The sequence below is a fragment of the Mycobacterium sp. NGS62 genome (assembly GCF_059812285.1).
In genome coordinates, this window is the sequence record NZ_JCALCK010000092.1 from 1 (window position 1) to 424 (window position 424).

At 64.9% G+C, this 424-nt stretch carries 1 protein-coding gene; it reads right to left on the reverse strand.

Going from position 1 to position 424, the window contains the following annotated elements; translation table 11 throughout:
- Positions 1-424 (reverse strand): helix-turn-helix domain-containing protein (locus AC5Y49_RS24845; protein WP_499892029.1); only part of this gene is annotated, 424 nt, incomplete at both ends.

The following is a 424-nucleotide window of genomic DNA, read 5'->3' on the forward strand; positions in this document are numbered from 1 at the left end:
GGATTCACATACAGGCCCACCACGTCGATGAGCTTGTCGTCGAACTCGGGATCATTGGACACCTTGAACGTGTCCACGCGGTGCGGTTTGATCCCCAGATCAGACCAAATACGCTGCACTGCAGAGTGACTCACGCCCACTCGGTCGGCCATCGTGCGACAGGACCAATGCGTGTGCCCGGGCGGGGTCTCCTCGGTGGTCAACCGCACGATCTGGGCGACCTGCTCATCGGTGATCGAGGGCTTGCGACCCCGCCCCTTACGTACCTGTCCCAGCGCCCTCAAGCCGTCCTCGGTGAACCTCTTCCGCCACGAACGCACCGTCACCGGCGTCGCCCCCACCTCCTCGGCGATCAGCGTGTTCGCCACACCATCACCGGCCATCAGCAGCGCCTTCGCGCGCATCACCTGCCGATGCGGCGCGG